The sequence below is a fragment of the Castellaniella denitrificans genome (genome assembly GCF_027214045.1).
Taxonomy (GTDB): Bacteria; Pseudomonadota; Gammaproteobacteria; order Burkholderiales; family Burkholderiaceae_B; genus Castellaniella; species Castellaniella denitrificans_A.
The window spans coordinates 486105-512412 of record NZ_JAPWHE010000001.1; the positions used below are offsets into that span (position 1 = coordinate 486105).

Sequence of the window (26308 nt, forward strand, 5' to 3'; positions counted from 1 at the left end):
GAGGGGGCGGGTGTGGGCCGGTGGCCCTCAGCGCCCCGGACCGCGCGCGGAAGGAGGGCGGACCCCCACCCGGACGTCCAGCGTCAGGGCCCGCCCCTGTCGCAGCAGCGCCAGCCGGGCGGTCGAGTCTGTCGGCAGCGGCGCCAGCCGGTTGACCAGGTCGTAGGCGTCTTCCACGGGCTGGCCGTCCAGCGAGCGGATGACGTCGCCCACCCGCACCCCGGCGTGCGCCGCCGGGCCGCCGGGCAGGATGCGGGCGACGATGGCGCCGCGCGTGTCCTTCAGGCCGAAAGCCCGCGCCAGGTCGGGCGTGATGTCCTGGGGCTCCAGCCCCAGCCAGCCGCGGCGCACGCGGCCGTATGCCAGGATCTCGTCCAGGATGTGATGGGCCGTGGCCGCGGGGATGGCGAAGCCGATGCCCAGCGACCCTCCGGTTTCGGAATAGATCGCTGTGTTGATGCCGACCAGTTCGCCCCGGGTATCGATCAGCGCGCCGCCCGAGTTGCCGGGATTGATGGCCGCGTCGGTCTGGATGAAGTCCTCATAGGTGTTCAAGCCGAGGCGGTTGCGTCCCACGGCGGATACGATGCCCTGGGTCGTGGTCTGGCCCACGCCGAACGGGTTGCCGATCGCCAGCACCACGTCGCCCACGCGCACCGACGGATCGGGGTCGAAGGCGATCGCCGGCAAATCCGGCAGGCCGATTGTCAGCACCGCCAGATCGCTTTCGGGGTCTGCGCCGACCAGTTTCGCGGCGGCCCGGCGCCCGTCGCGCAGGCGTACCTCGATCGCGTCGGCGGCCTCGATCACGTGGTAGTTGGTGAGGATCGTGCCGTCGGCGCGCACGATCACGCCCGAGCCCAGGCTGGTGGAGGCCTCGCGCCGCGTGAAGCCCGGCAGGCCGCGCAGGAACTGTTCCAGCCTGGGGTCGTCAGGCAGAGGCACCAGCGGCACGTCCACATGCTTGGCGGTGTAGATGTTGACCACCGACGGCGCGGCACGCGCCACGGCGACGGCATAGCTGATCGGCGTGGATGCCGCGATGGCCGCGGGTGTGGATGCGCCGGGCGCGGTTCCGGCGACCGGCGTCCCGCCCGGCAGCCACTGGGGCCGCAGGGTGGCCACCAGGAACAGAATCCCCAGACAGACCGTGACGGTCTGGGCGAAAATCAGCCACAATCGTTTGATGAACATCGATCTACCTTGAAAGCCCTTGCGCCGCGCCTTCGGCTTGCCGCCTCTCATGGGGCGTGATCCGCCCGGCGGCGGCCCGGCGGCAAAAAGACATGCTAAAGGACACCGTATGCCTATTCAAATATCCCGCCAGGAACTGGCGGACTGGTTGAACGACACGTTGCAGCCGGAACGCTTCCGTGATTATTGCCCGAACGGCCTGCAGGTCCAGGGGCGCGACGGGATCCGCCGCATCGTCACCGGCGTGACGGCTTCGCAGGCCCTGATCGAGGCCGCCGTCGCGCTCGACGCCGATGCCATTCTGGCGCACCATGGCTGGTTCTGGAAGAACGAAGACCCCTGCATCCGCGGCCCCAAGCACAGCCGCCTGTCGACTCTGATGGCGCGCGAGATCAATCTGTTCGCCTATCACCTGCCCCTGGACGCCCATCTTGAATGGGGCAACAACGCCCAGCTGGCGCGCGTCATGGACTGGGTGCCGGATGTCCGGCCCGATGGCGCGCCCCGACGCTGCGGGCCGGACGACCTGGTCTGGCTGGGCGCGCCCGCACGGGACATGACGGTGGGCACGCTGGCCGCCGACATCGCGCATCGGCTGGGGCGCGAGCCACTGGTGATCGGCGAGCCCGGCCGACCCGTGCGGCGGCTGGCCTGGTGTACCGGTGCGGCCCAGGGCATGATGGACGCCGCCCTGGCGGCGGGTGCGGATTGTTACGTCAGCGGGGAAATCTCCGAACCCACGGTGCATCTGGCGCGTGAGACGGGTGCGGCCTACATCAGCGCCGGTCACCATGCGACGGAGCGTTACGGGATCCGCGCCCTGGGCGCGGCCATCGAGGCCCGCTTCGGCGTGCCCTGCGAGTTCGTCGACATCGACAATCCGGTATAGGACGGGCCTATTTCTTGAGGGCGTCGCGGATCTCGCGCAGCAGCAGGACGTCCTCGGGCGGGGCGGCCGCCGCCTTGGGGGGCGGTTCGGCCTCGAAGCGGCGCCGGGCATTGTTCACCAGCTTCACCATCACGAAGACCACCAGGGCGAGCAGCAGGAAATTGACGAAGATGGTCAGGAAATGCCCCCAGGCGAACACCACCGCGCCCGCCTTGGTCAATTCGGCCATCGTCAGGCCGCCGGCATAGCCCTCGGGCAGGCGCAGCACCCAGAACAGGTTGTCGAAATTGACGTTGCCGCCGACGATGAAGTTGATCAGCGGCATGAACAGGTCGTTGACGACCGAATCGATGATCTTGCCGAAGGCGCCGCCGATGATGACCCCGATGGCCAGGTCCATCATGTTGCCCTTGATGGCGAATTCTCGGAATTCTTTGATGAAACCCCCGGTTGCGCTCATTTCGGTATTCCTCCATCCATTTACCCCACAGGGCGTAACGCTATAATACGCGGTTGAAGACCCTTGCGGGGCGGTGTTTTCACGGCCCCGCGCACAGGCAGATCACATTCAAAACGCTCCGCCCACGGGCGGCAACCAGGGATAACAGAGAATGAGTCAGCATCCGACACAGTCCGACGAGCAGGGCGCAGTCGACCCGAACCTGCCCCCCGATCCTTCGCGCCGCTTCTGGGTCGCATCGGCCTGTACGCTTGGCGGGGTCGCGGGCGTTGCCACGGCCGTTCCCTTTGTCGGCTCGTTCGCGCCCTCCGAAAAGGCCAAGGCGGCCGGCGCGCCGGTCGAGGCCGACATCTCCGGGCTGGCCGAAGGCCAGATGATGACTGTCGAATGGCGCGGCAAGCCGGTCTGGATCGTCCGCCGCACCAAGGCCGAGCTCGAGGACCTGCCCAAGCACGACGCCGAACTCGCCGACCCCCAGTCCGACCGCCCCGGTTTCACGCCGGAATGGGCGAAGAACGAATACCGCTCGCGCAAGCCCGAATACTTCGTCTGCATCGGCATCTGCACCCATCTGGGATGCTCTCCGACCGCCCACTTCCAGACCGGCGCCCAGCCCGGGCTGCCCAACGACTGGCCCGGGGGCTGGCTGTGCCCCTGCCATGGCTCGACCTTCGACCTGGCCGGCCGGGTGTTCGCCAACAAGCCGGCCCCTGACAATCTCGAAATCCCGCCCTACGTCTTTTCCGCCGACGGCACCCGCATCACCATCGGTGTCGAAGAAGACAACAAGGCCTGATGGACGCCCTCGTTCATCCTTTTGCGATATTGAATCTAGGAGCCTTCCATGGCCGATAAAAACGTCGAGACGACCGGGTTGCTGGGCTGGGTGGACAACCGCTTCCCGCTCACCAAAATGTTCAAGGAGCACATGTCCGAGTACTACGCTCCCAAGAACTTCAACTTCTGGTACTTTTTCGGTTCGCTGGCCCTGCTGGTGCTGGTGATCCAGGTCGTCACCGGGATCTTCCTGGTGATGAACTACAAGCCCGATGCGCGTTTCGCCTTCGAGTCCGTCGAATACATCATGCGCGAGGTGCCGGGCGGCTGGTTCATCCGCTACATGCACTCCACCGGCGCCTCGATGTTCTTCGTCGTGGTCTATCTGCACATGCTGCGCGGCCTGTTCTACGGTTCCTACCGCAAGCCGCGCGAACTTGTCTGGATCTTCGGCGTGGGCATCTTCCTGTGCCTGATGGGCGAGGCCTTTTTCGGCTACCTGCTGCCCTGGGGCCAGATGTCCTACTGGGGCGCCCAGGTGATCGTGAACCTGTTCTCGGCCATCCCCTTCATCGGCCCCGAACTGTCCCTGTGGATCCGCGGTGATTACGTCGTGTCCGACGCCACCCTCAACCGCTTCTTCGCCTTCCACGTGATCGCCATCCCGCTGGTGCTGATCGGCCTGGTCGTGGCGCACATCATCGCCCTGCACGAAGTGGGTTCGAACAACCCCGACGGCGTCGAAATCAAGCAAGGTCCCAAGGACAAAAACGGCCACCCCGTGGACGGCATCCCGTTCCACCCCTACTACTCGGTGCATGACGTGGTCGGCGTGGCGGGCTTCCTGATCGTGTTCGCCGCGATCATTTTCTTCGGTCCCGAAATGGGCGGCTACTTCCTGGAGTACAACAACTTCATTCCGGCCGACCCGCTGAAGACGCCGCCGCACATCGCGCCGGTCTGGTATTTCACGCCTTTCTACACCATGCTGCGCGCCACCACCAGCGACTTCACCTGGGTGCTGGCCGCAGGCGCGCTGCTGGCCGCCGTGGTGCTGTTCGCCAAGGGCAAGCTCTCCGGCATCTGGCGTCTGGCCGTGCCCGGCATCCTGGTCCTGGTCGCCATCCTGCTGAAGGTCCTGGACGCCAAGCTCTGGGGCGTTGTGTCCATGGGCGGCGCCGTCGTCATCCTGTTCTTCCTGCCGTGGCTGGATCATTCCCCGGTCAAGTCCATCCGCTACCGTCCCAACTGGCACAAGGTCCTGTACGCGATCTTCATCATCGACTTCCTGATCCTTGGCTGGCTGGGGACGCAGCCGGTGTCCCCGACCGCCACGATGATCGGACAGGTCGGCACGGTCATCTACCTGGCGTTCTTCCTGGCGATGCCCGTCTGGAGCCGCCTGGGCACCTTCAAGCCGGTTCCCGACCGCGTCACCTTCCGGGCCCACTGAAGGCCGAACCACTGACTGTCACGGAAAGATCATGCTGAAAAAACTGCTCGGTGCCCTGGCCCTGTCCCTGACCTGCTCGCTGACCTTCGCCGCCGGCGAAGGCCCGCACCTGGATCGCGCCCCCGACCGCATCACCGACCTGGCCGCCCTGCAAAACGGCGCCAAACTGTTCGTCAACTACTGTCTGAACTGCCACAGCGCCAACGCCATGCGCTACAACAAGCTCATGGACCTGGGCCTGTCGGAGGACGACATCAAGAAAAACCTGCTTTTCTCCCGCGAGAAGGTCGGCGACCTGATGACGATTTCCATGACCCATGAGGACGCCAAGAAATGGTTCGGCGCCGCGCCGCCGGACCTGTCCGTGATCGCCCGCGCCAAGAGCACCAATTTCGGCCCGTCCGGCGTGGACTATATCTATACCTATCTGCGTACCTTCTATCGCGACTCCAGCAAGAAGACCGGCTGGAACAATGTCGTCTTCCCCAGCGTCGGCATGCCCAACGTGCTCTGGCAGCTCGAGGGTCCGCGCAGCTTCACCGACATCGAGGTCCATCAGGTCGCCGACGCCCAGGGCAACGCGCAATGGGAACGCACCACCACGGTCTACGACGCCGACGGCATCCCCACCGCCAAGTCCGAGATCCTGAAGGACTACACTGGCGAAGCCACCCGCGTCACGCGCTTCGACTCCGCCGACGCCAAGACCTTCGGCAAGTTCGAGAGCGACGTCGCCGACCTCAGCAACTTCCTGGGCTGGATGGCGGAACCCGGCCAGCTGGCGCGCAAGCAGATCGGCGTCTGGGTCATGCTGTTCCTGTTCCTGTTCCTGTTTGTCGCCATCCGCATGAATGCGGCATACTGGAAGCACGTCCGTTAAAGGTCGGCGGCGCCCTCCTTCGGGGCGCCTGACCCTCCGGCCGCGCGGGTCGGGATGCCAGCCAGGCGTTGCAACGCCTGGCTTGCGTTTTCCGGCCCCCGCGTGTTCTTTGTCTTTTTTTGTATTGGAACCCACGACATGATGGTGCTCTATTCCGGGACGACCTGCCCCTTCTCGCAACGTTGCCGCTTCGTGCTGTTCGAAAAGGGCATGGACTTCGAAATCCGCGACATCGACTTGTACAACAAGCCCGAGGACATCGCGGTGATGAATCCCTACGGCCAGGTGCCCATCCTGGTCGAGCGCGACCTGGTCCTGTACGAGTCGAACATCATCAACGAATACATCGACGAGCGCTTCCCGCATCCGCAGCTGATGCCTGCCGACCCGATCATGCGGGCGCGTACCCGGCTGTTCCTGTACAACTTCGAAAAGGAACTGTTCGTCCACGTGTCCACGCTCGAAAACCGCGGCGTCACCGATGAAAAGGTGCTCGACGCGGCCCGCGCCAACATCCGCGACCGGCTGGCCCAGCTGGCTCCCCTGCTGGTAAAGAACAAGTACATGCTGGGCGAGGAATTCTCCATGCTGGACGTCGCCGTCGCGCCGCTGCTGTGGCGCCTGGGCCATTACGGCATCGAACTGCCCAAGAGCGCGGCCCCGATCCAGAAATACGCCGAGCGTCTGTTTTCACGCCCCGCCTATATCGAGGCCCTCACTCCGTCCGAAAAGGTCATGCGCCGCTGAACATGCAGGAATCCTCGACCAAACCGTACCTGATCCGGGCGCTGCACGAATGGTGCACGGACAATGGCTACACCCCCTACCTGGTGGTGACCGTCGACGACAACACCGTGGTGCCGGCCGCCCACGTCCATGATGGCCAGATCACGCTGAACATCAGCCATCTGGCCACCAACCGGCTGACGCTGGGCAACGAATACATTGAATTCGAATCCCGTTTCAATGGCGCGGTGGAGCATCTGTTCATTCCCGTGGGGGCGGTCTCGGCGGTGTACGCCCGTGAGACCGGCGCCGGCATGGGCTTCGAGGTCGTGGCCTCGCGCCCTTATCCGGGTGGCGACGAACCGTCCCCGCCGCCGAACCCGCCCGCGGCACCGGATGACGCCCCGGACGCGGCCAAGCCGTCCCACCTGAAGATCGTCAAATAGGGCGGCTGCGTCCTGTAGAATGACGGTCCTTGGCCGGCTTAGCTCAGTTGGTAGAGCAGCTCACTTGTAATGAGAAGGTCGGGGGTTCGATTCCTCTAGCCGGCACCACAGCGATTCACACGAAAACGCCGCCCATGCATGGGCGGCGTTTTCGTGTGCGCGACAGCCCGATGTCCGGAATCGGTTTTATCCCCGGGGCTGAGGCGCCGCACTACAGGTGTGATATCCGCGATCATGGAAACCGGCTATCATGTATGGTTACATTAGGGCCAAAGCCGCCGCGCCGACGAGAGGCGGGCCGGTGAACGGCATTGGTGACAGTATCCGGACGGCATGTGGACGATGAGCCAGCAGACCCTTTCCCTCGATACGACCTTTTCCCGGCCGCTCGTTCAGGCGGCCTGGATCGCGGCGGCTGCGTTTCTGCTGGCGCTGACCAGCCTGCTGGTTCAGCCGGCGTTCGCCCGCGCGATCCTGTGGCCGGCGAACGCGGTCCTGGTGGGCGTGCTGTTGCGTCACAAGGCGCCGATCCGCGCCCTGTCGTGGATGCTGATGGGTGCCGGCCTGATCCTGGCGCGCCTGGGACTGGGGGCTGCGTCAACCAGCGCGGTGACCGATGGCCTGGCGGACCTGGCTGGCATCTGGGTGGCCTGGCTCATCCTGACTCGCTTCTGGCCGCTGGACAATCTGCGCGCGCCCCGTGCCGTGATCCGGATGCTGCTGGCCGGGTTGGCGGCGGCGGCGACCACCGTGGTGCTCGGACTGCTCGCCAGCCTCTGGCGCTCTCCCTCCGATCCGCCGCTGGAAACCGTCGTCAGCGGTCTGCTCGGACAGTGGCTCGGCTATTGCATCTTCCTGCTGCCTGTCCTGTTGCTGCCCGGCAGGGCATTGCCCGGGGTCGATCGCCGCCACCGGGATCGCGGGCCATGGCGTCATCTGGGGGACTGGTCCGCACGGGTGCCGGGGCTCCTGCTGGCGGTCAGCCTGGCCTTGTGTTTCCTGCTGGGCGGGCCCGGCGCCCTGCTGTTGCCGTTCGCTGCCCTGCTGTACTGCGCACATGCCTATCAGCAGTGGACAGCCGCCTGGCTGGCGCTGTTGTCGGCGCTGGGCGTTCTGCTTGGCCTCGATGCCGGTTGGGCGTTGGTGCCGGACGGCCTGTTGCCATTGTCCGCCTGGGGCCGGATTTCCCTGCAATTGGGTGTATTGCTGTTGATGATCGTGCCATTGCTCATGTCCAGCGCACTGGCCGCGCGCGGCGACCTGGTCGTGTCCCTGAACCGTGCGCTGGATCACGATGATCTGACGCAGGCCTTGTCACGCCCGGCGTTCACGCGGGGCGCCCAGGAATATCTCCGGCGGATTCCTCCGGCCCCGTACGGCAACGGGTTGATGATGCTGGACATCGATCATTTCAAGCAGCTCAACGATCGGCACGGCCATGCCGCCGGGGACAATGTGCTGTGCGAGTTCGCGCGCACCATCCGCGAGGCCATCCGCCCCGAGGATTTGTTCGGGCGGCTGGGTGGCGAGGAATTCGGTCTGGTCCTGCCCGACTGTTCGCTCGAGGACACCGCCGAGATCGCGGAGCGCCTCAGGGCCTGCGTGGAAAAAATCCGTCTCTACCACGATAGCGACGAGCCTTTGCGGATCACGGTCAGTATTGGCGTGGCGCACGACAGGCAAGGCCTGCCGGCCGGTCTGGACAAACTGCTGTCGTATGCGGACCAGGCGCTCTACCAGGCAAAGCGCCAGGGCCGCAACCGTTACTGCGTCCACGGCATCCATGACGCCGACGGCCCGGCCGACCCGCCCCGGCCCTGGCGGTTGGCCTGAGCGCGGGGCTCAGGCCCGCCCGCGCAGGATCTTCGCCGCGGCGATGGCGAAATACGTCAGGATGCCGTCGCCGCCCGCGCGCTTGAAGGCCAGCAGGGATTCCATCATGACCTTGTCGTGGTCCAGCCAGCCGTTGGCCGCAGCGGCCTTGATCATGGCGTATTCGCCGCTGACCTGGTAGGCATAGGTGGGCATGCCGAAGGCGTCCTTGACCTCGCGCAGCACGTCCAGGTAGGGCAGGCCGGGCTTGACCATCACCATGTCCGCGCCTTCGCGGATGTCGGCGGCGACTTCGCGCAGGGCTTCCAGGCGGTTGGCCGGGTCCATCTGGTAGGTGGACTTGTTCGAGGCGCCCAGGCTGGCGGCCGAGCCCACCGCGTCGCGGAAAGGGCCGTAGAAAGCGCTGGCGTATTTGGCCGAATAGGCCATGATGCGGGTATGGATGCGATCCCGGGCGTCCAGTGCCTGGCGCACGGCCCCGATGCGCCCGTCCATCATGTCGCTGGGGGCGACGATGTCGGCTCCCGCCTGGGCGTGGGTCAGTGCCTGGCGCACCAGCATGGCCACCGTGGGTTCGTTCAGCAACTGGCCGTCCTCGTCGATCAGGCCGTCCTGTCCGTGACTGGTGTAGGGGTCCAGGGCCACGTCGGTGAGCACGCCCAGTTCGGGGAAATTTGATTTCAGCAGGGCCACGGTGCGCGGGATCAGGCCGTCCGGATTGGCGGCCTCCAGGCCGTCGGGCGTCTTCAGGGACGGGTCGATGTGCGGGAACAGCGCCAGCACGGGGATGCCCAGTTCCAGGCATTGTTCGGCCGTGCGCAGCAGGACGTCGGGGGATTGGCGCGCCACGTCCGGCATCGAGGCTACCGGGTCATGCACGTCCCGGCCTTCGCAGACGAACACCGGGTAGATCAGGTCGTCCGTCGACAGGCGGGTTTCGCGCACCAGGCGGCGGGAAAAATCGTCGCGCCGGTTGCGGCGCAGGCGCATGGCGGGAAAGTCGGCGGGGGGCAGGAAGGCGGTCATGCGGAACTCCGGAAAACGTCCGCCGGGCGCGGCGGGGCGGTGTGGGGGCCTGAGGGGATGCGCGCACTCAGGGCACGGCCTGGGGCGAGATCCAGTTCTCGATGTGGGCGGCGGCTTCGTCCAGACCGACGCGATGGGTGGCGGAGAACGGCAGCGCGGTCAGTGTGCCGATGTCGGCCAGGTCCTTGCGTGCGCGCGCGGCGGCCTGGATGCGCTGGCCGTAGGGCAGCTTGTCGGCCTTGGTCAGCAAGGCCAGGGTCGGCAGGCCGCGCAGGGCGATCCAGCGGGCCAGGCGCCGGTCCAGATCGGTGACGCCGCGGCGGATGTCGATCAGCAGCACCACGCCCGCCAGACTGGAGCGTTCGTGCAGGTAGCCGCCCAGGACCTCGGCCCATTCGTCGCGCGCCGCGCGGTCGACGGCGGCGTAGCCGTAGCCGGGCAGATCCACCAGGAAGCCAAGCCAGGCATCCGGTTCGATCGGGTCGGGGATGCCGAACAGGTTGATCAGCCGGGTCCGGCCCGGGGTCTTGCTGGAAAAGGCCAGCCGCCGCTGGTTGGTCAGGACGTTGATGGCCGAGGACTTGCCCGAATTGGAACGGCCGACGAAGCAGACTTCGGCGGTGGTCGGGGCGGGCAATTGATCCAGCCTGGCGGCGGACACCGTAAACCGGGCGCGATGAAGGAGAGACACGAGGGGTGGGCTCGATAAGAAGGGGGGGTGAAGCCTATTGTATAATTTCATATTGAATGTTGCCGCGCATCGTGTGTCCCCCGGGCGGACAAGATGCCGGCCTTGTCGGGCGCCGGTCTTCGGCGTCGTGAACGAATCACCACCGAGGATCTCATGAAGCGTGCGTTTTCCAGTGTGTTCATGGCCGGCAGCCTGATTCTCGCCGGCGTCCTGCCCGGCCTCGCCCACGCCGAAGACGCGCCCAAGCCCGATGCAAAAGCCGGCGAACAACTGTTCGTCAACGGCGATCCCGCGCGCGGGGTACTGGCCTGTGTCACCTGTCACGGGGACGGTGGCAACAGCACCATCCCCATGAACCCCAATCTGGCCGCGATGCCGCATGAATACATCGCCAAGCAATTGGGCGATTTCGTGTCCCAGGGCGACAAGCCCGCCATGCGCAAGGGTGCCGCCGGCGCGCCGTCCATCATGTCGGCCATCGCGTCCTCGCTCACGCCGCAGGACATCCAGAACGTGGCGCTGTACCTGTCGCACCAGAAGATGGACTGGGACAAGGCCGGGACGGCCACCAAGGAATCCTCCATGGAACGCGGCCAGACCATCTGGCGCGCCGGTATCGCCAATCGCCAGGTTCCGGCCTGTGCGGCCTGCCACTCGGCCAACGGCGCCGGCCTGCCGGCCGAGTTTCCGCGGCTGGCCGGTCAGCACCCCGCCTATCTGCTGGAACAGCTCAAACTGTTCCGCTCGGGCGATCGGACCAACGTCATCATGCACGACATCGCCGATCGCATGAACGACTCGGACCTGGCAGCCGTCGCCGACTACGCCGCCGGTTTGCGTTAGACACGGGATTTCCCGGTCGCGCACAGGGTCTTGAGGGGGGCTTGGCGCGTACTGGTGTATCGTTAAAGCATAAAGCTTTGGGTCGAGGGGGGCACGCGCAAGCGCACCCCCCGTTTTTCATAGTGGGCCGCCGTGGCGTCTTCTTCCAGTTCCCGCGCCTTGGGCGCCGATGCCATCGAACTGCTGGGTTCGATGCGCTTCGCCATCAGCCTGCTGGTGTTCATCTGCGTGGCCAGCCTGATCGGCACCGTGCTGCCCCAGAACCAGGGGACCAACACCTACGTCGACCAGTTCGGACCCTTCTGGTTCGCGGTCTTCGATCAGTTCTCCATCTGGCATGTCTACAACAGCGCGTGGTTCCTGCTCATCATGGCCTTCCTGGTGGTGTCGACCACGCTGTGCGTGCTGCGCAACGCCCCCAAGATGCTGCGCGACATGCGCTCGTTCCGGGAATACGTGCGCGGCTCCAGCCTCAAGGCCTTCCATCATCGCGTCGAACTGGACAGCGACCGGACGCCCGACCAGGCCTGCGCCGAGGTGGGCGCACTGCTGCAGACCCAGGGCTTCCGCTACCGGGTACGCGAAGACGGCGACAGCCGCATGGTGGCCGCTAAAAAAGGCGCGGCCAATCGCCTGGGCTATATCTTCGCGCACGTGGCCATCGTCGTGATCTGCCTGGGCGGGCTGCTGGACAGCGAATTGCCGGTGCGGCTGCAGACCTGGCTGTTCGACAAGCAGCCGGTGACCGGCAACATGCTGATTTCCGACGTGCCCGAATCCGGGCGCCTGTCGGCGCGCAATCCCAGCTTCCGGGCCAACATGCTGGTGCCCGACGGCAAGCAGAGCAGCGTCGGCATCGTGGCGGCTGGCCAGGGCGTGCTGCTGCAGCCCCTGCCGTTCACACTGAAGCTCAACAAATTTCACATCGAATACTACGACACCGGCATGCCCAGCGATTTCCGCAGCGATGTGACGGTGACGGACCTGGCGACCGGCAAGACCTTCGATCGCACGATCCAGGTGAACGAGCCGCTGCACTATCGCGGCGTCACCGTCTATCAGTCCAGCTTCGACGACGGCGGCAGCGGCCTGCAACTGAGGGCCTGGCCCCTGAGGGGCGCCGCCGCGGAGCCGGTGGATGTCTCCGGCACGGTCGGACGCGAATCCAGGCTGCCCGCCAGCCTGGGCGGCCTGACGGTGGACTATACGGGCCTGCGCGTGATCAACGTCGAGAACATGGGTGAGGGCCGGGATCCGCAGCCGGCCGACATGGTCGCCCACGTGGCCGCCGTGACCGGCAGCGCGGCCCGGCCGCGCAACGACAACCTGCGCAACGTCGGGCCCAGCGTGCAGTACCGGCTGATCGGCGCCGACGGCCAGGCGCATGAATTCAACCAGTACCTGTTGCCCGTGAAGATCGACGACGCACCGGTGTTCCTGCTGGGGGTGCGCGACACCGCCGCGCAGCCATACCGCTATCTGCGCGTCCCCGTGGATGGTCAGGGGTCGATGGCGGAATTCATGCGGCTGCGCGCCGCGCTCGACGATGCGAACCTGCGCGAGCAGGCCGCGCACCGATTCGCGGACCGGAACGCGCCCGAGGGCGAGCAGCGCGACCTGATGTTCCAGGCCGCGCGCGGGGCGCTGCGTACCTTCGCGCGCGAAGGCTTCAACGGCATCGTCGACGCCGCGCCCCCCGATCAGCGGGAAAAGATCCTGAATTTCGCCGTGCCCATGATCCAGCTCAGCCTGACCGAATTGCGCGATCTGGCGCGGGCGCGGGCGGGCGAGCCCGCGATCGCCCCCCGGGGGAGCGACGCGGAACGCGAACGCCAATGGATGCGCCTGGCCGTGCTGGCGCTGGCGACGCTGCCGGATTATCCTGCTCCCGTGGTTCTGCAGCTGACCGGCTTTGACCAGGTCCAGGCAAGCGTCTTCCAGGTGGCTCGAAGCCCCGGCAAGACCATCGTCTACATTGGCTGCCTGCTGCTGGTGCTCGGGGTGTTCTCGATGTTCTTCATCCGTGAACGCCGCGTCTGGGTCTGGATCCGGCCGCGGGACGGCGGCAGCGCCTGGCTGGCGGCCATGACCACCCAGCGGCGCACCCTGGATTTCAACCACGAATTCGAACGGCTGCGGGATGCCCTGCGCCGCCTGTCCGGAGGACACGATCATGACGTCTGATTCCATCGCCGCGCGTGCCGCAGCCGCCTGGCCCCAAGACATGAACGCCAGCGGCGACCACCGGGGCCGCCGAGGCAGGCCCGACTGGACCGATTTCGGCTTTTTCCTGCTGTTGGCGGCGGGTGCCGGCCACGTGCTGACCGAATACGGCACGTTCATGGATTACTACGAAAAGCTGATCCTGATCGGCGCGGTCGGCCTGTTCAGCTGGATGGGCTGGCTGTGGCGGCCGTTGCGCACCCTGATGGCGGCGGCGGGCCTGACGGCGCTGCTGGCGATCTGGCTCTACAGTCCGACGGGCGTCCTGCTGCAGGGCGACCTGTCGCGGGTCGAAAGCGTTTTCCTGCTGAAATATCTGATTTCCTCGCAGTCCGCCATCCTGTGGATGTGCGCCCTGTTCGCCCTGGCGACGATCTGCTACTGGGCCGGTTTCGCCAGCCGCACGGCGGCCTGGCTGGGCACTGTCCTGACCTGGTCGGCGGTCTACGCCGGACTGACCGGGCTGCTGGTGCGCTGGCGCGAGGGCCATCTGCTGGGCCCCGGCATCGGCCATATTCCCGTCAGCAATCTCTACGAAGTCTTCGTGCTCCTGTGCCTGGTCACGGCGTTGTTCTACCTGTATTACGAACGTCGCTACGCCACGCGCGCCCTCGGCGGTTTCGTGCTGCTGGTCATCAGTTCCCTGGTGGTGTTCCTGTTGTGGTATTCCTTCACCCGGGACGCCTACCAGATCCAGCCGCTGGTCCCCGCCCTCAAGAGCTGGTGGATGAAGCTGCACGTCCCGGCGAATTTCATCGGCTACGGCACCTTCAGCCTGGCTGCCATGGTGGGCTTCGCCTATCTGGTCAAGGCGCATGGCGAGACCCGTACCTGGAAGCCGCTGGTGCCGGTGTTCGTCCTCGGGGCGGTCCTGTGCGCCGAGCCGCTGATCTTCGGTTCGCGCGAGCTGTCGGCCACCTGGATGCTGTATTTCGGCTTCGGCGCGCTGATCGTGGGCACGATCCTGGCGTTCCGCGCGCCGATCGCCCGGCGGCTGCCCTCGCTGGAAATCCTCGACGACATCATGTATCGGGCCATCGCGGTGGGCTTCGCCTTTTTCACCGTGGCGACGATCCTGGGGGCGCTGTGGGCGGCCGACGCCTGGGGCACTTACTGGCAATGGGATCCCAAGGAAACCTGGGCGCTGATCGTCTGGTTGAATTACGCCGCCTGGCTGCACATGCGCCTGATGAAAGGCCTGCGTGGCGCCATGTCCGCTTATTGGGCCCTGTCGGGCCTGCTCGTGACCAGTTTCGCCTTCCTGGGGGTGAACATGTTCCTGTCGGGCCTGCATTCGTACGGCGAACTATGATCCGCCACGGACCGTGCCGCCGACGAGGCCCGGTACGGTCCCGCCGATTTCCGGAAGCGGCGCCTACGACAGGCGCCGTCCGCTGATCTCTTCGATGAAGGCGCGGGTGGCCGGGTCTCCGACCAGCGGCAGGATGTTGTCGCAGGCCAGGATTTCCAGCGGGGGCCGCGACCCCGAGATCACGTAGCCCTGGACGTAGTCCACACCCATGTCGGTCAGCGCGCGCAATGTGGCGACATCCTCGACCCATTCGGCGATGCATTCCATGCCCAGGTTGTGGGCCAGATCGACGATGCTGTTGACGATGGCGATGTTGGCCTCGCTCGCCAGCATGTCGCGGATCAGGGTGCCGTCGATCTTGATCATGTCGGCCGGCAGTTCCTTCAGGTACGAGAACGAGGTGTAGCCGGCTCCGAAGTCGTCCAGCGCCACGCGCGCGCCCATGCGCTGCAGACGCCGCATGAACTGGCGGGTGCGTTCCAGATCCTGCAAGGCCACGCCCTCGGTGATCTCCACGCACAGGCGCCGGGTGAATTGCGGCTGCTGGTTCAGGATGCCGAACAGGACGTTGATGAAACGGTCGTCGTTCAGCGAGACCCCGCTGAGATTGACGTTGACCTGGCGGGTCTGGCCGAGTTTCAGGTGGTGCTTGGACATCCATTCGAGCAGGGTCGTGAACACCCATTTGTCGATGGCGGTGACCATGCCGCTGTCTTCGGCCGCCTGGATGATTTTACCGGTCTGCAGCGGCCGCGCGCCGGTGTTGCGCACCCGCAGCAGCGCCTCGAAATTGAGGGTCTGCAGGGGATGGCGCAACGACATGATGGGTTGCATCTCCAGGAAGATGTCCTCGGATGTGCCGGTGCTTTCCAGTTGTTCGAACAGGTGCAGCTCGTCGATGTGGTCGAAGAGTTCGCGGGCGTTCTCCTCATACAGGACGACGTCCTGGTGCTGCTTGCGGGCGTCCCGGCAGGCGCGGCTGGCGGCGGCGATGGCGTCCTTGGGCGTCATGTTGCGGTCGATGTCGATCAGCCCCATGGCACTCTTGAGCTGGAAGGCGCGTTCGCCGACGTACAAGGCGGAGCCGTTCAGGCTTTCGATCATGTCCTGGGCCGCGCGGCGGGCATCGCCGGCCCGCATGCCGGGGAACAGGATGATGAATTCGTCGTTGCCGATGCGGCCCAGGGACTGCTCCTCGGACAGCGAGTATTTCAGCCGTTCGCAGACCATCTGCAGCAAGGTGTCGCCCGTCGAGTGGCCGAACAGGTCGTTGACGCGCTTGAGGTGATCCAGATCCAGGAAGGCCAGGGCGCAGGGCGTGTTGGCCTGCTGCAGGTCCTCGATGGCCTTTTGCATCGTCTTCTCGATCCCTCGACGGTTGAGTGTGTCGGTCAGAGGGTCGTTGTCGGCCATCAGGCGCAGCTTGCGGATGGTTTCGGTCCGGGCGCTGATGTCCTGAAGGGAACCTTCGATGCGGCTGCCCACCAGCGTGGCGCGCAGCAGGAAACTTCGGGCCGGCGTGTCCGGCGTGGCCTGGATGCGCTGGATCTCGGTGTCGCGACCCTGTTCCGTGGCCACGGAAATTTCAAGCCAGTCGAGCTTGGGGAAGAAGTCGCTCCAGGCGAGAGCGTGCAGGTCCGATTCCGGCGGGATGTCCAGGATTTCGCGCGCGTTCGGATTCAAGTGCTCGAAGTGCCGGGTGGCGCCCAGCGTGAACAGGCCCAGCGGCGTGAGCGTGTCGCGGGCGATCAGGTCATTGCGCTGGCGCAGCCGGATCTGGCGATCTTCGCGCATCTTGTCGGCGGCCGCCAGGGCGATCAGCAGGTTGCAGAGCAGCAGCGCGGCCGCGCCCTGGAAAGGTCCGACCAGGGCGGTGCGTGCCAGGCCGGCCAGGACCAGGCCCGTCAGCAGGATCACCAGCGCCAGGCAGACTCCGATCGTGTGCCAGAGCTGGGAGCGCGTGTTGAAGCGGAACAGGCCGTGGATGAGTGTGACCGAGACCAGGGCCGTGGCCAGCCAGGCGGTCAGGAAGATCGTCAGCTGGAACCAGTCGTGGGGCAGCGCCAGCAGCGCCGCCAGCAGGCAGGCCGCGCTCGTCCGGCCGACCAGGCGCAGGCGGCGCACCGTGGCGGCGTCCAGGCTGGGCTGGAACAGCGTGGTGAAGAACTGGATCGTCAGGACGAAGTAGATCAGGACGGTCAGCTTGCGGAGCCAGATCAGGAGGTCGGGCGGGATGATGACGCCCAGGAACTGGTGGTCCCAGCCCAGGGCCCAGGCGCCCAGGCGCAGATTGCACAGGATCCAGCAGGCGAGCACCGTGTAGGGATGCTCGCGCATGGTCAGCGAAATGATGATCAGGAAGGCCGCCATCATCAGCAGCCCGCCTTCCAGCAATCCGATGGCGTGGGCGGTGTGCGCCGTGGTGTCGGACAGTTCGCGGCTCGGCCACTGCTCGATGGAGAGTCGGGCGGGCAGGGACAGATTCAGCCGGCACAGGGCCTGGCTGGCTGTTGAGGCATTCGGCAGCCGCATCTGCTGGCCGAGCAGGCCGTTCCGGATCCCGAGGGTTTCCAGCGACGGCGCGGCGGCGGTTCCGTGAGGGTCGGGCAGGCCGTGAACCAGCCAGCAGTCGGGCGCGACGGAAGGATGGGCAGGCAGCAGCAGGGAGGTCCTGTCGGCCGATCCGGTGCCGGCGGGCAGGTCGGCCAACAGCCACACGGGACCGGCCGGCGCGGATTCCGCGAGCCGGGTGGGTCGGCTCCGGAGCTGCTCCAGCGCCCGGGCCGGATCGAGTCCTGTGCCGGCGTGCAGGAAACGGGCTGTCAGCGGCTGGCCAACGGAATTCGTGTAGCGCGGTTGCAGCAACAGGGACGCGGCCAGTCCCAGTCCGATCAGGATCGGAATGGCGCGGTATAGCAGGAATGACCAGACGCGCCCCGCGGCGGATTGGCTGGATGGACCGGATGTGCGGGAAAGGAGCGTCTTGACCGTCATGAAACGATGGAGTGGGACAACGGGCCGGGTCCGTGGCGCACAGGCCGGGGCTATGGGCGATTGACGTCCGGAGGAGGCGGAAGTTTAGGGTCGGTGGGGGATGCGCTCCTGGGCATAGAGTTCCTGGAGGGTCTCGCGAGGGCGGACCAGCCAGGAATCCTGGCCATCCACCAGGACCTCCGCGGCCCGAGGGCGCGTGTTGTATTGGCTGGACATGGAGAAGGCATAGGCGCCCGCTGAAAGAATGGCCAGCAGGTCGCCCTGTTCCAGGGGCAGTGCGCGGCCGCGCGCCAGCCAGTCGCCGCTTTCGCAGATCGGCCCGACGACGTCGTAGGTCTCGACGGTCGTGCCGGCGCGCGGGGCGACCGGCACGACCCCATGCCAGGCCTCGTACAGGGCCGGGCGCATCAGATCGTTCATGGCGGCGTCCACGATGGCGAAATTGCGTGCTTCGGTGCGCTTGAGGTATTCGACCCGTGTCAGCAGTACGCCCGCGTTGCCGACCAGGGATCGGCCGGGCTCCAGGATGAGCTGCAGGTGGTCCAGGCCCCGGGCCGTCAGTGCGGCGAAAACGGGCGCCAGGAGTTCGGCCGGGTCGGGCGGGGTCTCGTCCGTGTAGCGGATGCCCAGGCCGCCGCCCAGGTCCAGATGTCGCAGGGCGATGCCGTCGGATGCCAGGACGTCGATCAGATCCAGCAGTTTGTCGAGCGCGTCCAGGTAGGGGGCGATCTGGGTGATCTGGGAGCCGATGTGGCAGTCCACGCCGACGATCTCCAGTCCGGGATGTTGCAGCGCCTGACGGTACAGTTCGGGCGCCCGGCGGATGTCGATGCCGAATTTGTTTTCTTTCAGACCGGTGGAAATATAGGGATGGGTGTGCGCGTCGACGTCGGGGTTGACGCGCAGGGACACCGGCGCGCGCACGCCCAGTTCCAGGGCGATGTCGGCCAGGCGTTCGAGTTCGGCTGACGACTCGACGTTGAAGCACTTGATTCCGGCGGCCAGCGCTTTGCGGATTTCCCAGCCCTGCTTGCCCACGCCGGAGAACACGACGCGATCGGGGCTGGCGCCGGCCGCGAGAATGCGTTCGAGCTCGCCGCCCGAAACGATGTCGAACCCGGCGCCCAGGCGCTGGAATTCATGCAGGACGGCCAGGTTGGAGTTGGCCTTGACTCCATAGCAGATCAGCGCGTCGTGGCCGGCGATGGCCTGTTCGTAGCGGTGCCAGGCGGCATGCAGGGCGGCGCGTGAATAGACGTACAGGGGAGTGCCGTAGCGGTCGGCAAGTTCAGGCAGCGGGATGTCTTCGGCATGCAGGATACCGTCCCGGAGGGGGAACTGGAGATCGGCGGTCATGAAGGCTGGGGTTGCGAGGCCGGCGCGGGCGCCGGGGTCAGGGAAGGCGGGGCCGCCAGCGCGGCGTCGGCCGGCGGCGGCGCGGGCAGGCGCAGGCTGCCTTTCATGCCGCAGCCGGCCAGGGCCAGGGCCAGGGCCGTGCCGGCCAGAAGGCGAGAGGCGTGTGGAAGCAGGGGGTGGGACGTCATCAGAATGGCACGCGGACGGGTTGGGGGATGGCGGCGCCGGAGTCCGCAGCGGAATTGGCGCCGGAGTCGCCGTGCAGGCGGTCCAGCAGCGTACCGATGCCGTCCAGGCCGTCGGCGGGCGCGCCCGGCGCCGGATCGCCCGGCGCGGGCAGGCCGACCCGGGCGATGGCCGTGCCCGGCGGGAATTCTGAGAAATAGAAATCGCCATCGATGCGCGTCAGTCCGCTGGGCATGGGGCCCGGCGGGATCTCCGGCTGGCCCGCCAGTGCGGTGCGCATATAGTTCACCCAGATGGGCAGGGCGGCGCCGCCGCCGGTCTCGCCCTGGCCCATGGACTTGGGCTGGTCGAAGCCCATCCAGGCCACGGCGACCAGTTTCGGGTTGAAGCCGGCGAACCAGGCGTCCTGCGAGTCGTTGGTGGTGCCTGTCTTGCCGCCGATGTCGTTGCGCTTGAGTTCGCGGTGGGTACGCGCGCCGGTCCCGTAGGTGGCGACGCCGCGGAGCATGTCGTCCATGACGTAGACCGTCCGCGGGTCGATCACGCGCGCCAGGGTATCGCCGGCCACGGTCGGGCGCGCGCGCATGATGACTTTGCCGGCGCTGTCGGTGACGTAGTCGATCAGGTAGGGCGGCACGCGGTAGCCGCCGTTGGCGAAGACCGCATAGCCGCCGGCCAGTTGCAGCGGCGTCACGCTGCCGGCGCCCAGCGCCAGCGGCAGCACGGCCGGCTGGCGCGCGCGGTCGAAGCCGAAGCGGGTGACATAGTCCTGGACGTACTGTGGGCCCACGGCCTGCATGATGCGGATCGAGACCATGTTCTTGGACTTGTACAGCCCCTGCCGCATGGTCAGCATGGGTTCGTAGGCGCGGCCGTAGTTCTTGGGGTTCCAGGCCTTGGAGCCAGTCTGCTCCGCTGTCAGGGAGAAGGGTTCGTCCGAGATCTGCGTGGCCGGCGTCAGACCGCGCTCCAGGGCGGAGGCGTAGATGAAGGGCTTGAAGGCCGAGCCCGGCTGGCGCCAGGCCTGGGTGACGCGGTTGAACTTGCCTTCCTCGAAATCGAAGCCGCCCACCATGGCCTGAATGGCGCCATCCTGGGTGCTCAGCGAAACCAGGGCGGCCTGGATGGAGGGCTTGTTGATGAGTTCCCAGTAGTCTCCCGTGTCATGGACGTAGACGACCGAACCGCGCTGGATGCGCACGGATTCCTTGGCGTTGGCGACCAGGCCGCGCGCCACGACGCGCAGGGCGCGCTTGTCGTTGATGTCGATGATCTGGCTGGCGCTGCGCGCAACGCGCACCTCGGTCGGGCTGGCCGACAGGACGATGCCGATGAGCAGGTCGCCGTTGTCGGGATGCTTGTCCTGTTGTTCGTCGAGCAGGTCGTTGAGCGCCTCGGGGTCGGATTCGATGCCCTTGGGCAGCTCGACGTTTTCCTCGGGGCCGGTGTAAGGCGCGCGGCGGGTGTAGTCCAGGATGCCTTGGCGCACGGCCTGGTAGGCCGCTTCCTGGTCCTTGGAGTTGATGGTGGTGTAGATGTTGAAGCCGCGCGAGTAGATGTCGTCCTGGTAGACGCCATACAGCAACTGGCGAGCCAGTTCCGCCGGGTATTCGCCATGCACGCCGTAACGACCGCCGGGGGAGTTCGCCGCCGAACGGATCACGATGGCCTGATCCATGGCGTGCTGGTATTCGGCGTCGGTCAGGTAGCCCAGGCTGCGCATGCGGCCGAGCACGTAGGCCTGGCGGGACTTGGCGCGCTCGAAGTTGGAGATCGGGTTGAAGCGCGACGGCGCCTTGGGGATGCCGGCCAGCATGGCGGCCTCCGCCGGGGTGATCTCGGCCAGCGGCTTGCCGAAGTAAGCGCGGCTGGCGGCGGCGAAGCCATAGGCCCGGTGCCCCAGGAAGATCTGGTTCATGTAGAGATCGAGGATCTGATCCTTGGTCAGGGTGGCCTCGATCTTGAAGGTCAGCAGCAGTTCGTAGAATTTGCGCGTGTAGGTCTTTTCCGACGACAGGTAGAAATTGCGCGCCACCTGCATGGTGATGGTGCTGGCGCCCTGCGTCTTGGACATGTGGATGGTGTTGGCCAGTGCGGCGCGCAGCACGCCCGCCCAGTCGATGCCGCCATGCTGGTAGAAGCGGTCGTCCTCGGCCGCCAGGATGGCGGATTTCATCACGTCCGGGATTTCGTCGAATCGCAGGACGTTGCGGCGTTCCTCGCCGAATTCGCCGATCAGGACCTTGTCGGCCGTGTAGATGCGCAGCGGCACACGGGGCCGGTAGTCGATCATCGCCGTCAGGTCCGGCAGATTGGGCCAGGCCAGCGCCAGCGCCAGACTCATGAGCAGCGCCCCGCACAGGCCAAGGCCGGCGAACAACACGATCGCCTTGAAGATCAATCGCGTGAACCAGGAGCGGCCCGCCGGGGGCTTCTGCTTGGAGGAGGTATTGGAGGATTTCATCAGAGGCGATTGTAAGCCCTGGCCGGATCGACCCAGGAAGCGGGGGCGGAGTCTGTGTAACAGGATGATGCGCGTGGGCGGGGCGGGCCGGAGTCTGGCGGCTTCCGGCTGATGCGATAATACATGCAAACGAACAGCCCGATGCCCCGCCATGACGATGGAATGCGCCACCGATCCGACCCGGACGCCCCCCGAGGGACGGGCCGCCGCGCGACCGATTTTCCTGGTCGGCATGATGGGTGTGGGTAAAACCACGATCGGCCGCCAGCTGGCGGCGGCGCTGGGGCGCGAGTTCATCGATCTGGATCAGGCCATCGAGGCGCGCTGCGGAGTGCGCATCGCCACCATCTTCGATATCGAGGGGGAGGCGGGTTTCCGCCGACGCGAGACGGCCGCGCTGGACGAATACACGCGCCGGCCCGGCCTGGTCCTGGCGACGGGCGGCGGTGCCGTGTTGTCCGAGGCCAACCGCCGCATGCTGAGCGAGCGCGGCTGCGTCGTCTACCTGCGCGCCGGCGTCGACGAGCTCTACCGGCGCGTGGCCCGTGATCGTGGCCGGCCGATGCTGCGCGCCGAAGACCCGCGTCAACGCATCGTCGACCTGCTGGCCCTGCGCGAGCCGCTCTATGAAAGCGTGGCCGATGTCACGCTGGATACGGGCGACCAGCCGATCATCCAGGTGCTGCGCAACCTGCTGGCGCTCTTGCCGGACCGGGCGGCGGCCCAGGCCCCACTCACGGAATAGGAACCCATGCATACAGTCCAGGTCGAGACCCCCGGGGGGCGTTATCCCATTCGGATCGGGGCGGGACGGCTGGACGCCGTCGCGGACAGCATTCCGGCGGACGCCACGGCGATCGCCATCGTCACCAACACCACGGTGGGGGCCCTCTATGGCGCGCGGCTGCGCACGGCCCTGGAAGCCACCGGTAAGCCGCTGCTGTCCATCGAACTGCCCGACGGCGAGCAGTACAAGACATGGGAATCCCTGGACCGCATCTTCGACGCGCTGCTGGCGTCGGCCCTGGACCGCAAGGCCGTGCTGGTGGCCCTGGGCGGCGGGGTGGTGGGCGACGTCTGCGGCTTCGCGGCCGCGTGCTACATGCGCGGCATCCGCTTCGTCCAGGTGCCCACCACGCTGCTCGCCCAGGTGGACTCCTCGGTGGGCGGCAAGACCGCGATCAACCATCCGCGCGGCAAGAACATGATCGGGGCGTTCTATCAGCCGCTGGCCGTCGAAATCGATCCCGGGGTCCTGGCGACGTTGCCGGCCCGGGAAATTTCCGCCGGGCTGGCCGAGATCATCAAGTACGGCATGATCGCCGATCCCGAATTCTTCGGCTGGTGCGAAGCCCATGTCGACGCCTTGCGTGCACTCGACGACCAGGCCATCCGGCACGCCGTGCGCCGTTCCTGCGAACTCAAGGCCTGGGTCGTGTCCCAGGACGAGCGCGAATCGGGCCTGCGCGCCATTCTCAACTTCGGTCACACTTTCGGTCACGCCATCGAATCCGGCCTGGGCTACGGGCAGTGGCTGCACGGCGAAGCCGTGGGCTGCGGCATGGTCATGGCGGCGGAACTGTCCGCCCGGGTGGGTGGGCTGGACGCCGGGAACGTGGATCGCATCCGGGCGCTGGTGGCGGCCATCGGCTGTCCGGTGGACCCTCCCCCCCTGGGTGCCGGTCGCTGGCTGGACCTGATGCGGGTGGACAAGAAGAACGAAGGCCGGCGGATCCGCTATGTGCTGTTGCCGGCCCTGGGGCGGGCCGAGGTCCGGGCGGTCGACGACGACCTGGTGCGCTCGCTGCTGCCGGGCGCGGAGGCCTGACATGGCCGGCCCGGCACCGTATGCCTGCCGCCCGGATGTGTCCCGGGGACGGCGCCATCCGGAGCCGCCGCCCGCCGGCCGCACCGATTTCCAGCGCGACCGCGATCGAATCATCCATTGCTCGGCCTTCCGCCGGCTGGAATACAAGACTCAGGTCTTCCTCAATCACGAGGGCGACCTGTTCCGCACCCGTCTGACGCACAGCATCGAGGTCGCGCAGATCGCGCGCACGCTGGCGCGCAACCTGGCCGTGAACGAGGATCTGACCGAGGCCATCGCCCTGGCCCACGATCTGGGCCACACGCCCTTCGGCCATGCGGGACAGGACGAGCTCAACGCCTGCCTGCGCGAACGGGTGCCCGAGGCGGGGGGCTTCGAGCACAATCTGCAGAGTTTGCGGGTGGTCGACGAACTCGAGGAACGCTACGCGGCCTTCAATGGCCTGAACCTGTGCTTCGAGACCCGCGAGGGCATCCTCAAGCACTGTTCGCGCGGCCATGCGCGGCGGTTGGGCGATGTGGGCGCGCGGTTCCTGGACGGTACTCAGCCGTCCCTGGAAGCCCAGCTGACCAACCTGGCCGACGAGATCGCCTACAACAATCATGACGTGGATGACGGCCTGCGCTCGGGCCTGATCACGGTGCGGCAACTGCTGGACGTGGACATCTTCGCCGCGCATCACGAGCAGGTCCTGCGCCGTCATCCGGGGGTGGATCCCAAGCGTCTGGTGTCCGAGGTCATCCGCGCCATGATCAATACGCTCGTACAGGACTTGACGCGCACCACGGCGGACCGTCTCGGCCGTCTGCGGCCGCAATCGGTGGACGAGGTCCGGGCGGGACCACCGCTGGCGGCTTTTTCCGACGAGGTCCGCGTCCAGGCGGACGCACTCAAGCAGTTCCTGTTGAAGAATCTGTACCGGCATTTCCAGGTCATGCGCATGACGGGCAAGGCCCGCCGCGTCGTGCGGGAACTGTTCCGGGCGTTCCAGGAGGACCCCCGCCTGCTGGCGGACGAATACCGGCGTGAAGACCCGGTGGACCAGGCGCGCGCGATCGCCGACTACATCGCCGGCATGACGGACCGCTACGCGATCCGCGAACACCGAGCCATCTACCGGATGGATTAGCCTGGACACGAAACAGTCCCCTGCGGACTGTTTCGTGCCTGGCTAATCCGAGCAGTCTGCAGACTGCGAGGTGGAGAGCTGTCCCGGTCTTGGGCAGTCCCCTGCGGACTGTTTCGTGCCTGGCTAATCCGAGCAGTCTGCAGACTGCGAGGTGGAGAGCTGTCCCGGTTTGGGGCAGTCCCCTGCGGACTGTTGAACAGAGGAGGACGCATCATGGTCATCGCACCCTCGGATCACACGGACATGCTGCGGCGGCTGCTGGCCGCGCTGGACCCGGACACGCCGCCCGACGCGCTGCGCGTGGAGGGCCGGGCGAGCCTGGCCTCGCGCTATCCGGTCAGCGGGCTGGCCTGCGCCGGCATCGGCGCAGCCGCGCTGATGCTGGCGCGGTGGGCACGGCCCGGGGAACCGCCTGCGGCCGACGTCGACCGGTCACTGGCTTCATGGTGGTTCGGCTTTGGCATCCGGCCGCTGGGCTGGACGCTGCCGGACGTACGGGACGCCGTCACGGGGGACTATGCGGCGCGCGACGGCTGGATTCGCCTGCATGCCAACGCGGCCCATCATCGCCGTCGGGCGTTGGCCGCGCTGGGACTGCCGGACGATGCTGTCCATGCTGTCGTCGCCGACCGGATCCGGCGCGAGTCCGCCGGGGCGCTGGAAGACGCCATCGTGGACCGGGGTGGCTGCGCGGCCGCGCTGCGCGCGCCGCAGGCCTGGCTCGACCATCCCCAGGGGCGCGCCGTCGCGGCGGAGCCGCTGGTCCATCGCCTGCCTGGCCTGGCCGGGACGCCGGATGCCGGATGGCTGGACGACCCGGACCCCGGGCGGCCGCTGGCGGGGATCCGGGTCCTGGATCTGACCCGCGTGCTGGCCGGGCCTGTGGCCACGCGCTTCCTCGCCGCCTATGGCGCCCGGGTCCTGCGCCTGGATCCCGAGGGCTGGGACGAACCGGGCATGGTGCCCGAGGTCACCGTGGGCAAGCGCTGCGCCTTCCTGGACCTGCGCCGTCCCGATGGGATGGAGCGGTTCCGGGCACTGCTGGCCCGGGCCGACGTGCTGGTCCATGGCTACCGGCCCGGCGCACTGGACGCGCTGGGGCTGGACGCCGAGACCCGTCAGGCCATCCGGCCCGGTCTGGTGGATGTCTGCCTGGATGCCTGGGGCTGGACCGGCCCCTGGCGGGCGCGCCGGGGATTCGACAGTCTGGTCCAGATGAGCGCGGGCATCGCCTGGGCGGGCGCGGATGCGGCGCCCGATCCACTGCCTGTTCAGGCGCTCGACCAGTCCGCGGGCTATCTGATGGCGGCCTGTGCGCTGCGCGGCCTGACGCTGCGGCGCGAGACCGGCCTGGGTGGCGGCTGGCGCGTGTCGCTGGCGCGGATGGCGCGCCTGCTGCAGGAGGCGGCCGGCGCCGCGCCGGTGGCCCGGAACGGCCTGGGGGACGCACCCGATGCGGTCTATGATCCGGCGGTCGAGCAGACCGCCTGGGGGGCCGTGCAAAGACTGCGGGCGCCCTGCCATGTCGCGGGCGCCCGCTGGGGGTGGGACCTGCCGGCGGGGCCGCTGCGCAGCGGTCCTCCGGACTGGTGGTGAGC

The 26308-nt window shown here is 67.0% G+C and carries 22 protein-coding genes and 1 tRNA gene; 15 read left to right on the forward strand and 8 right to left on the reverse strand.

Going from position 1 to position 26308, the window contains the following annotated elements:
• Nucleotides 1-27: 27 nt before the first annotated feature.
• Complete coding sequence (locus tag O4H32_RS02395; protein WP_269356948.1) at nucleotides 28-1188, reverse strand: trypsin-like peptidase domain-containing protein; 1161 nt, start codon at nucleotides 1186-1188, stop codon at nucleotides 28-30.
• Nucleotides 1189-1303: 115 nt separating this feature from the next.
• Here O4H32_RS02395 and O4H32_RS02400 point away from each other — a divergent pair, with 115 nt between their 5' ends.
• The gene (locus O4H32_RS02400; RefSeq protein WP_269356350.1) at nucleotides 1304-2083 is read left to right on the forward strand and encodes a Nif3-like dinuclear metal center hexameric protein; all 780 of its coding nucleotides are present in this window, start codon (nucleotides 1304-1306) and stop codon (nucleotides 2081-2083) included.
• Between the two features lie 7 nt (nucleotides 2084-2090).
• Here the strand turns inward: O4H32_RS02400 and mscL are convergent, their stop codons facing one another.
• Nucleotides 2091-2543, reverse strand: a complete 453-nt coding sequence (gene mscL, locus O4H32_RS02405) for a large conductance mechanosensitive channel protein MscL (protein WP_269356353.1) — start codon at nucleotides 2541-2543, stop codon at nucleotides 2091-2093.
• A gap of 151 nt (nucleotides 2544-2694) precedes the next feature.
• Between mscL and petA the strand changes: the two genes are divergently transcribed.
• From petA to O4H32_RS02440, 7 genes are all read left to right on the forward strand, one after another.
• Complete coding sequence (gene petA / locus O4H32_RS02410; RefSeq protein ID WP_269356355.1) at nucleotides 2695-3339, forward strand: ubiquinol-cytochrome c reductase iron-sulfur subunit; 645 nt, start codon at nucleotides 2695-2697, stop codon at nucleotides 3337-3339.
• A 48-nt stretch (nucleotides 3340-3387) separates the two neighbouring features.
• Nucleotides 3388-4773 (forward strand): cytochrome b, encoded by a 1386-nt coding sequence (locus O4H32_RS02415; protein ID WP_269356357.1) that lies wholly within the window; start codon nucleotides 3388-3390, stop codon nucleotides 4771-4773.
• A gap of 31 nt (nucleotides 4774-4804) precedes the next feature.
• Nucleotides 4805-5653, forward strand: coding sequence for a cytochrome c1 (locus O4H32_RS02420; RefSeq protein WP_269356359.1), 849 nt, complete (start codon nucleotides 4805-4807; stop codon nucleotides 5651-5653).
• A gap of 138 nt (nucleotides 5654-5791) precedes the next feature.
• Complete coding sequence (locus O4H32_RS02425) at nucleotides 5792-6400, forward strand: glutathione S-transferase N-terminal domain-containing protein (RefSeq protein WP_269356361.1); 609 nt, start codon at nucleotides 5792-5794, stop codon at nucleotides 6398-6400.
• Between the two features lie 2 nt (nucleotides 6401-6402).
• Complete coding sequence (locus tag O4H32_RS02430; protein ID WP_269356363.1) at nucleotides 6403-6825, forward strand: ClpXP protease specificity-enhancing factor; 423 nt, start codon at nucleotides 6403-6405, stop codon at nucleotides 6823-6825.
• A 32-nt stretch (nucleotides 6826-6857) separates the two neighbouring features.
• Nucleotides 6858-6933, forward strand: a tRNA-Thr gene (locus O4H32_RS02435).
• A 234-nt stretch (nucleotides 6934-7167) separates the two neighbouring features.
• On the forward strand, nucleotides 7168-8658 hold the full coding sequence (locus O4H32_RS02440) for a GGDEF domain-containing protein (protein WP_269356364.1): 1491 nt from the start codon (nucleotides 7168-7170) through the stop codon (nucleotides 8656-8658).
• 9 nt (nucleotides 8659-8667) lie between these two features.
• On the opposite strand, the gene hemB is transcribed toward O4H32_RS02440, so the two are convergent.
• Both hemB and yihA read right to left on the reverse strand, forming a co-directional pair.
• Nucleotides 8668-9684 (reverse strand): porphobilinogen synthase, encoded by a 1017-nt coding sequence (gene hemB / locus O4H32_RS02445; protein WP_269356365.1) that lies wholly within the window; start codon nucleotides 9682-9684, stop codon nucleotides 8668-8670.
• A 67-nt stretch (nucleotides 9685-9751) separates the two neighbouring features.
• Nucleotides 9752-10375 (reverse strand): ribosome biogenesis GTP-binding protein YihA/YsxC, encoded by a 624-nt coding sequence (yihA, locus tag O4H32_RS02450; RefSeq protein ID WP_269356367.1) that lies wholly within the window; start codon nucleotides 10373-10375, stop codon nucleotides 9752-9754.
• Nucleotides 10376-10528: 153 nt separating this feature from the next.
• On the opposite strand from yihA, the gene O4H32_RS02455 reads away from it, so the two are divergent.
• From O4H32_RS02455 to ccsB, 3 genes are all read left to right on the forward strand, one after another.
• Nucleotides 10529-11218, forward strand: a complete 690-nt coding sequence (locus tag O4H32_RS02455) for a c-type cytochrome (protein ID WP_269356369.1) — start codon at nucleotides 10529-10531, stop codon at nucleotides 11216-11218.
• 192 nt (nucleotides 11219-11410) lie between these two features.
• Nucleotides 11411-13402 (forward strand): cytochrome c biogenesis protein ResB, encoded by a 1992-nt coding sequence (locus O4H32_RS02460; RefSeq protein ID WP_269356949.1) that lies wholly within the window; start codon nucleotides 11411-11413, stop codon nucleotides 13400-13402.
• Nucleotides 13403-13442: 40 nt separating this feature from the next.
• Nucleotides 13443-14753 (forward strand): c-type cytochrome biogenesis protein CcsB, encoded by a 1311-nt coding sequence (gene ccsB, locus O4H32_RS02465; RefSeq protein WP_407932602.1) that lies wholly within the window; start codon nucleotides 13443-13445, stop codon nucleotides 14751-14753.
• A 63-nt stretch (nucleotides 14754-14816) separates the two neighbouring features.
• Here the strand turns inward: ccsB and O4H32_RS02470 are convergent, their stop codons facing one another.
• From O4H32_RS02470 to O4H32_RS02485, 4 genes are all read right to left on the reverse strand, one after another.
• Nucleotides 14817-17747: a putative bifunctional diguanylate cyclase/phosphodiesterase gene (locus O4H32_RS02470; RefSeq protein WP_269356373.1), complete on the reverse strand. Its 2931-nt coding sequence runs from the start codon at nucleotides 17745-17747 to the stop codon at nucleotides 14817-14819.
• 84 nt (nucleotides 17748-17831) lie between these two features.
• Nucleotides 17832-19103 carry a diaminopimelate decarboxylase gene (gene lysA / locus O4H32_RS02475; protein WP_269356375.1) on the reverse strand — a complete coding sequence of 424 codons (1272 nt, stop codon included), beginning with the start codon at nucleotides 19101-19103 and terminating at the stop codon, nucleotides 17832-17834.
• Nucleotides 19100-19291 carry an LPS translocon maturation chaperone LptM gene (gene lptM, locus O4H32_RS02480; RefSeq protein WP_269356377.1) on the reverse strand — a complete coding sequence of 64 codons (192 nt, stop codon included), beginning with the start codon at nucleotides 19289-19291 and terminating at the stop codon, nucleotides 19100-19102. Before lptM ends, lysA begins: the two co-directional genes overlap by 4 nt.
• On the reverse strand, nucleotides 19291-21756 hold the full coding sequence (locus tag O4H32_RS02485) for a penicillin-binding protein 1A (RefSeq protein ID WP_407932603.1): 2466 nt from the start codon (nucleotides 21754-21756) through the stop codon (nucleotides 19291-19293). The genes lptM and O4H32_RS02485 overlap by 1 nt, the downstream gene beginning before the upstream one ends.
• A gap of 154 nt (nucleotides 21757-21910) precedes the next feature.
• Between O4H32_RS02485 and O4H32_RS02490 the strand changes: the two genes are divergently transcribed.
• The 4 genes from O4H32_RS02490 to O4H32_RS02505 all read left to right on the forward strand — a co-directional run bounded on the left by O4H32_RS02490 (nucleotide 21911) and on the right by O4H32_RS02505 (nucleotide 26306).
• Nucleotides 21911-22498 carry a shikimate kinase gene (locus O4H32_RS02490; protein WP_269356951.1) on the forward strand — a complete coding sequence of 196 codons (588 nt, stop codon included), beginning with the start codon at nucleotides 21911-21913 and terminating at the stop codon, nucleotides 22496-22498.
• A gap of 6 nt (nucleotides 22499-22504) precedes the next feature.
• Nucleotides 22505-23581 carry a 3-dehydroquinate synthase gene (aroB, locus tag O4H32_RS02495; RefSeq protein WP_269356380.1) on the forward strand — a complete coding sequence of 359 codons (1077 nt, stop codon included), beginning with the start codon at nucleotides 22505-22507 and terminating at the stop codon, nucleotides 23579-23581.
• 1 nt (nucleotide 23582) lies between these two features.
• Nucleotides 23583-24710 (forward strand): deoxyguanosinetriphosphate triphosphohydrolase, encoded by a 1128-nt coding sequence (locus tag O4H32_RS02500; RefSeq protein WP_269356382.1) that lies wholly within the window; start codon nucleotides 23583-23585, stop codon nucleotides 24708-24710.
• Between the two features lie 210 nt (nucleotides 24711-24920).
• On the forward strand, nucleotides 24921-26306 hold the full coding sequence (locus O4H32_RS02505; RefSeq protein WP_407932604.1) for a CoA transferase: 1386 nt from the start codon (nucleotides 24921-24923) through the stop codon (nucleotides 26304-26306).
• Nucleotides 26307-26308 lie beyond the last annotated feature (2 nt).

Excerpts from the sequence above, each read along its gene's own strand:
- O4H32_RS02470 (WP_269356373.1), bottom strand. The coding sequence starts at position 17,747 with ATGACGGTCAAGACGCTCCTTTCCCGCACATCCGGTCCATCCAGCCAA.
- O4H32_RS02420 (WP_269356359.1), top strand. The coding sequence starts at position 4,805 with ATGCTGAAAAAACTGCTCGGTGCCCTGGCCCTGTCCCTGACCTGCTCG.
- hemB (WP_269356365.1), bottom strand. The coding sequence starts at position 9,684 with ATGACCGCCTTCCTGCCCCCCGCCGACTTTCCCGCCATGCGCCTGCGC.
- ccsB (WP_407932602.1), top strand. The coding sequence starts at position 13,443 with ATGAACGCCAGCGGCGACCACCGGGGCCGCCGAGGCAGGCCCGACTGG.
- O4H32_RS02440 (WP_269356364.1), top strand. The coding sequence starts at position 7,168 with ATGAGCCAGCAGACCCTTTCCCTCGATACGACCTTTTCCCGGCCGCTC.
- aroB (WP_269356380.1), top strand. The coding sequence starts at position 22,505 with ATGCATACAGTCCAGGTCGAGACCCCCGGGGGGCGTTATCCCATTCGG.
- lysA (WP_269356375.1), bottom strand. The coding sequence starts at position 19,103 with ATGACCGCCGATCTCCAGTTCCCCCTCCGGGACGGTATCCTGCATGCC.
- petA (WP_269356355.1), top strand. The coding sequence starts at position 2,695 with ATGAGTCAGCATCCGACACAGTCCGACGAGCAGGGCGCAGTCGACCCG.
- O4H32_RS02490 (WP_269356951.1), top strand. The coding sequence starts at position 21,911 with ATGGAATGCGCCACCGATCCGACCCGGACGCCCCCCGAGGGACGGGCC.
- mscL (WP_269356353.1), bottom strand. The coding sequence starts at position 2,543 with ATGAGCGCAACCGGGGGTTTCATCAAAGAATTCCGAGAATTCGCCATC.
- O4H32_RS02460 (WP_269356949.1), top strand. The coding sequence starts at position 11,411 with ATGCGCTTCGCCATCAGCCTGCTGGTGTTCATCTGCGTGGCCAGCCTG.
- O4H32_RS02400 (WP_269356350.1), top strand. The coding sequence starts at position 1,304 with ATGCCTATTCAAATATCCCGCCAGGAACTGGCGGACTGGTTGAACGAC.
- O4H32_RS02430 (WP_269356363.1), top strand. The coding sequence starts at position 6,403 with ATGCAGGAATCCTCGACCAAACCGTACCTGATCCGGGCGCTGCACGAA.
- O4H32_RS02425 (WP_269356361.1), top strand. The coding sequence starts at position 5,792 with ATGATGGTGCTCTATTCCGGGACGACCTGCCCCTTCTCGCAACGTTGC.
- O4H32_RS02500 (WP_269356382.1), top strand. The coding sequence starts at position 23,583 with ATGGCCGGCCCGGCACCGTATGCCTGCCGCCCGGATGTGTCCCGGGGA.
- O4H32_RS02455 (WP_269356369.1), top strand. The coding sequence starts at position 10,529 with ATGAAGCGTGCGTTTTCCAGTGTGTTCATGGCCGGCAGCCTGATTCTC.
- O4H32_RS02415 (WP_269356357.1), top strand. The coding sequence starts at position 3,388 with ATGGCCGATAAAAACGTCGAGACGACCGGGTTGCTGGGCTGGGTGGAC.
- lptM (WP_269356377.1), bottom strand. The coding sequence starts at position 19,291 with ATGACGTCCCACCCCCTGCTTCCACACGCCTCTCGCCTTCTGGCCGGC.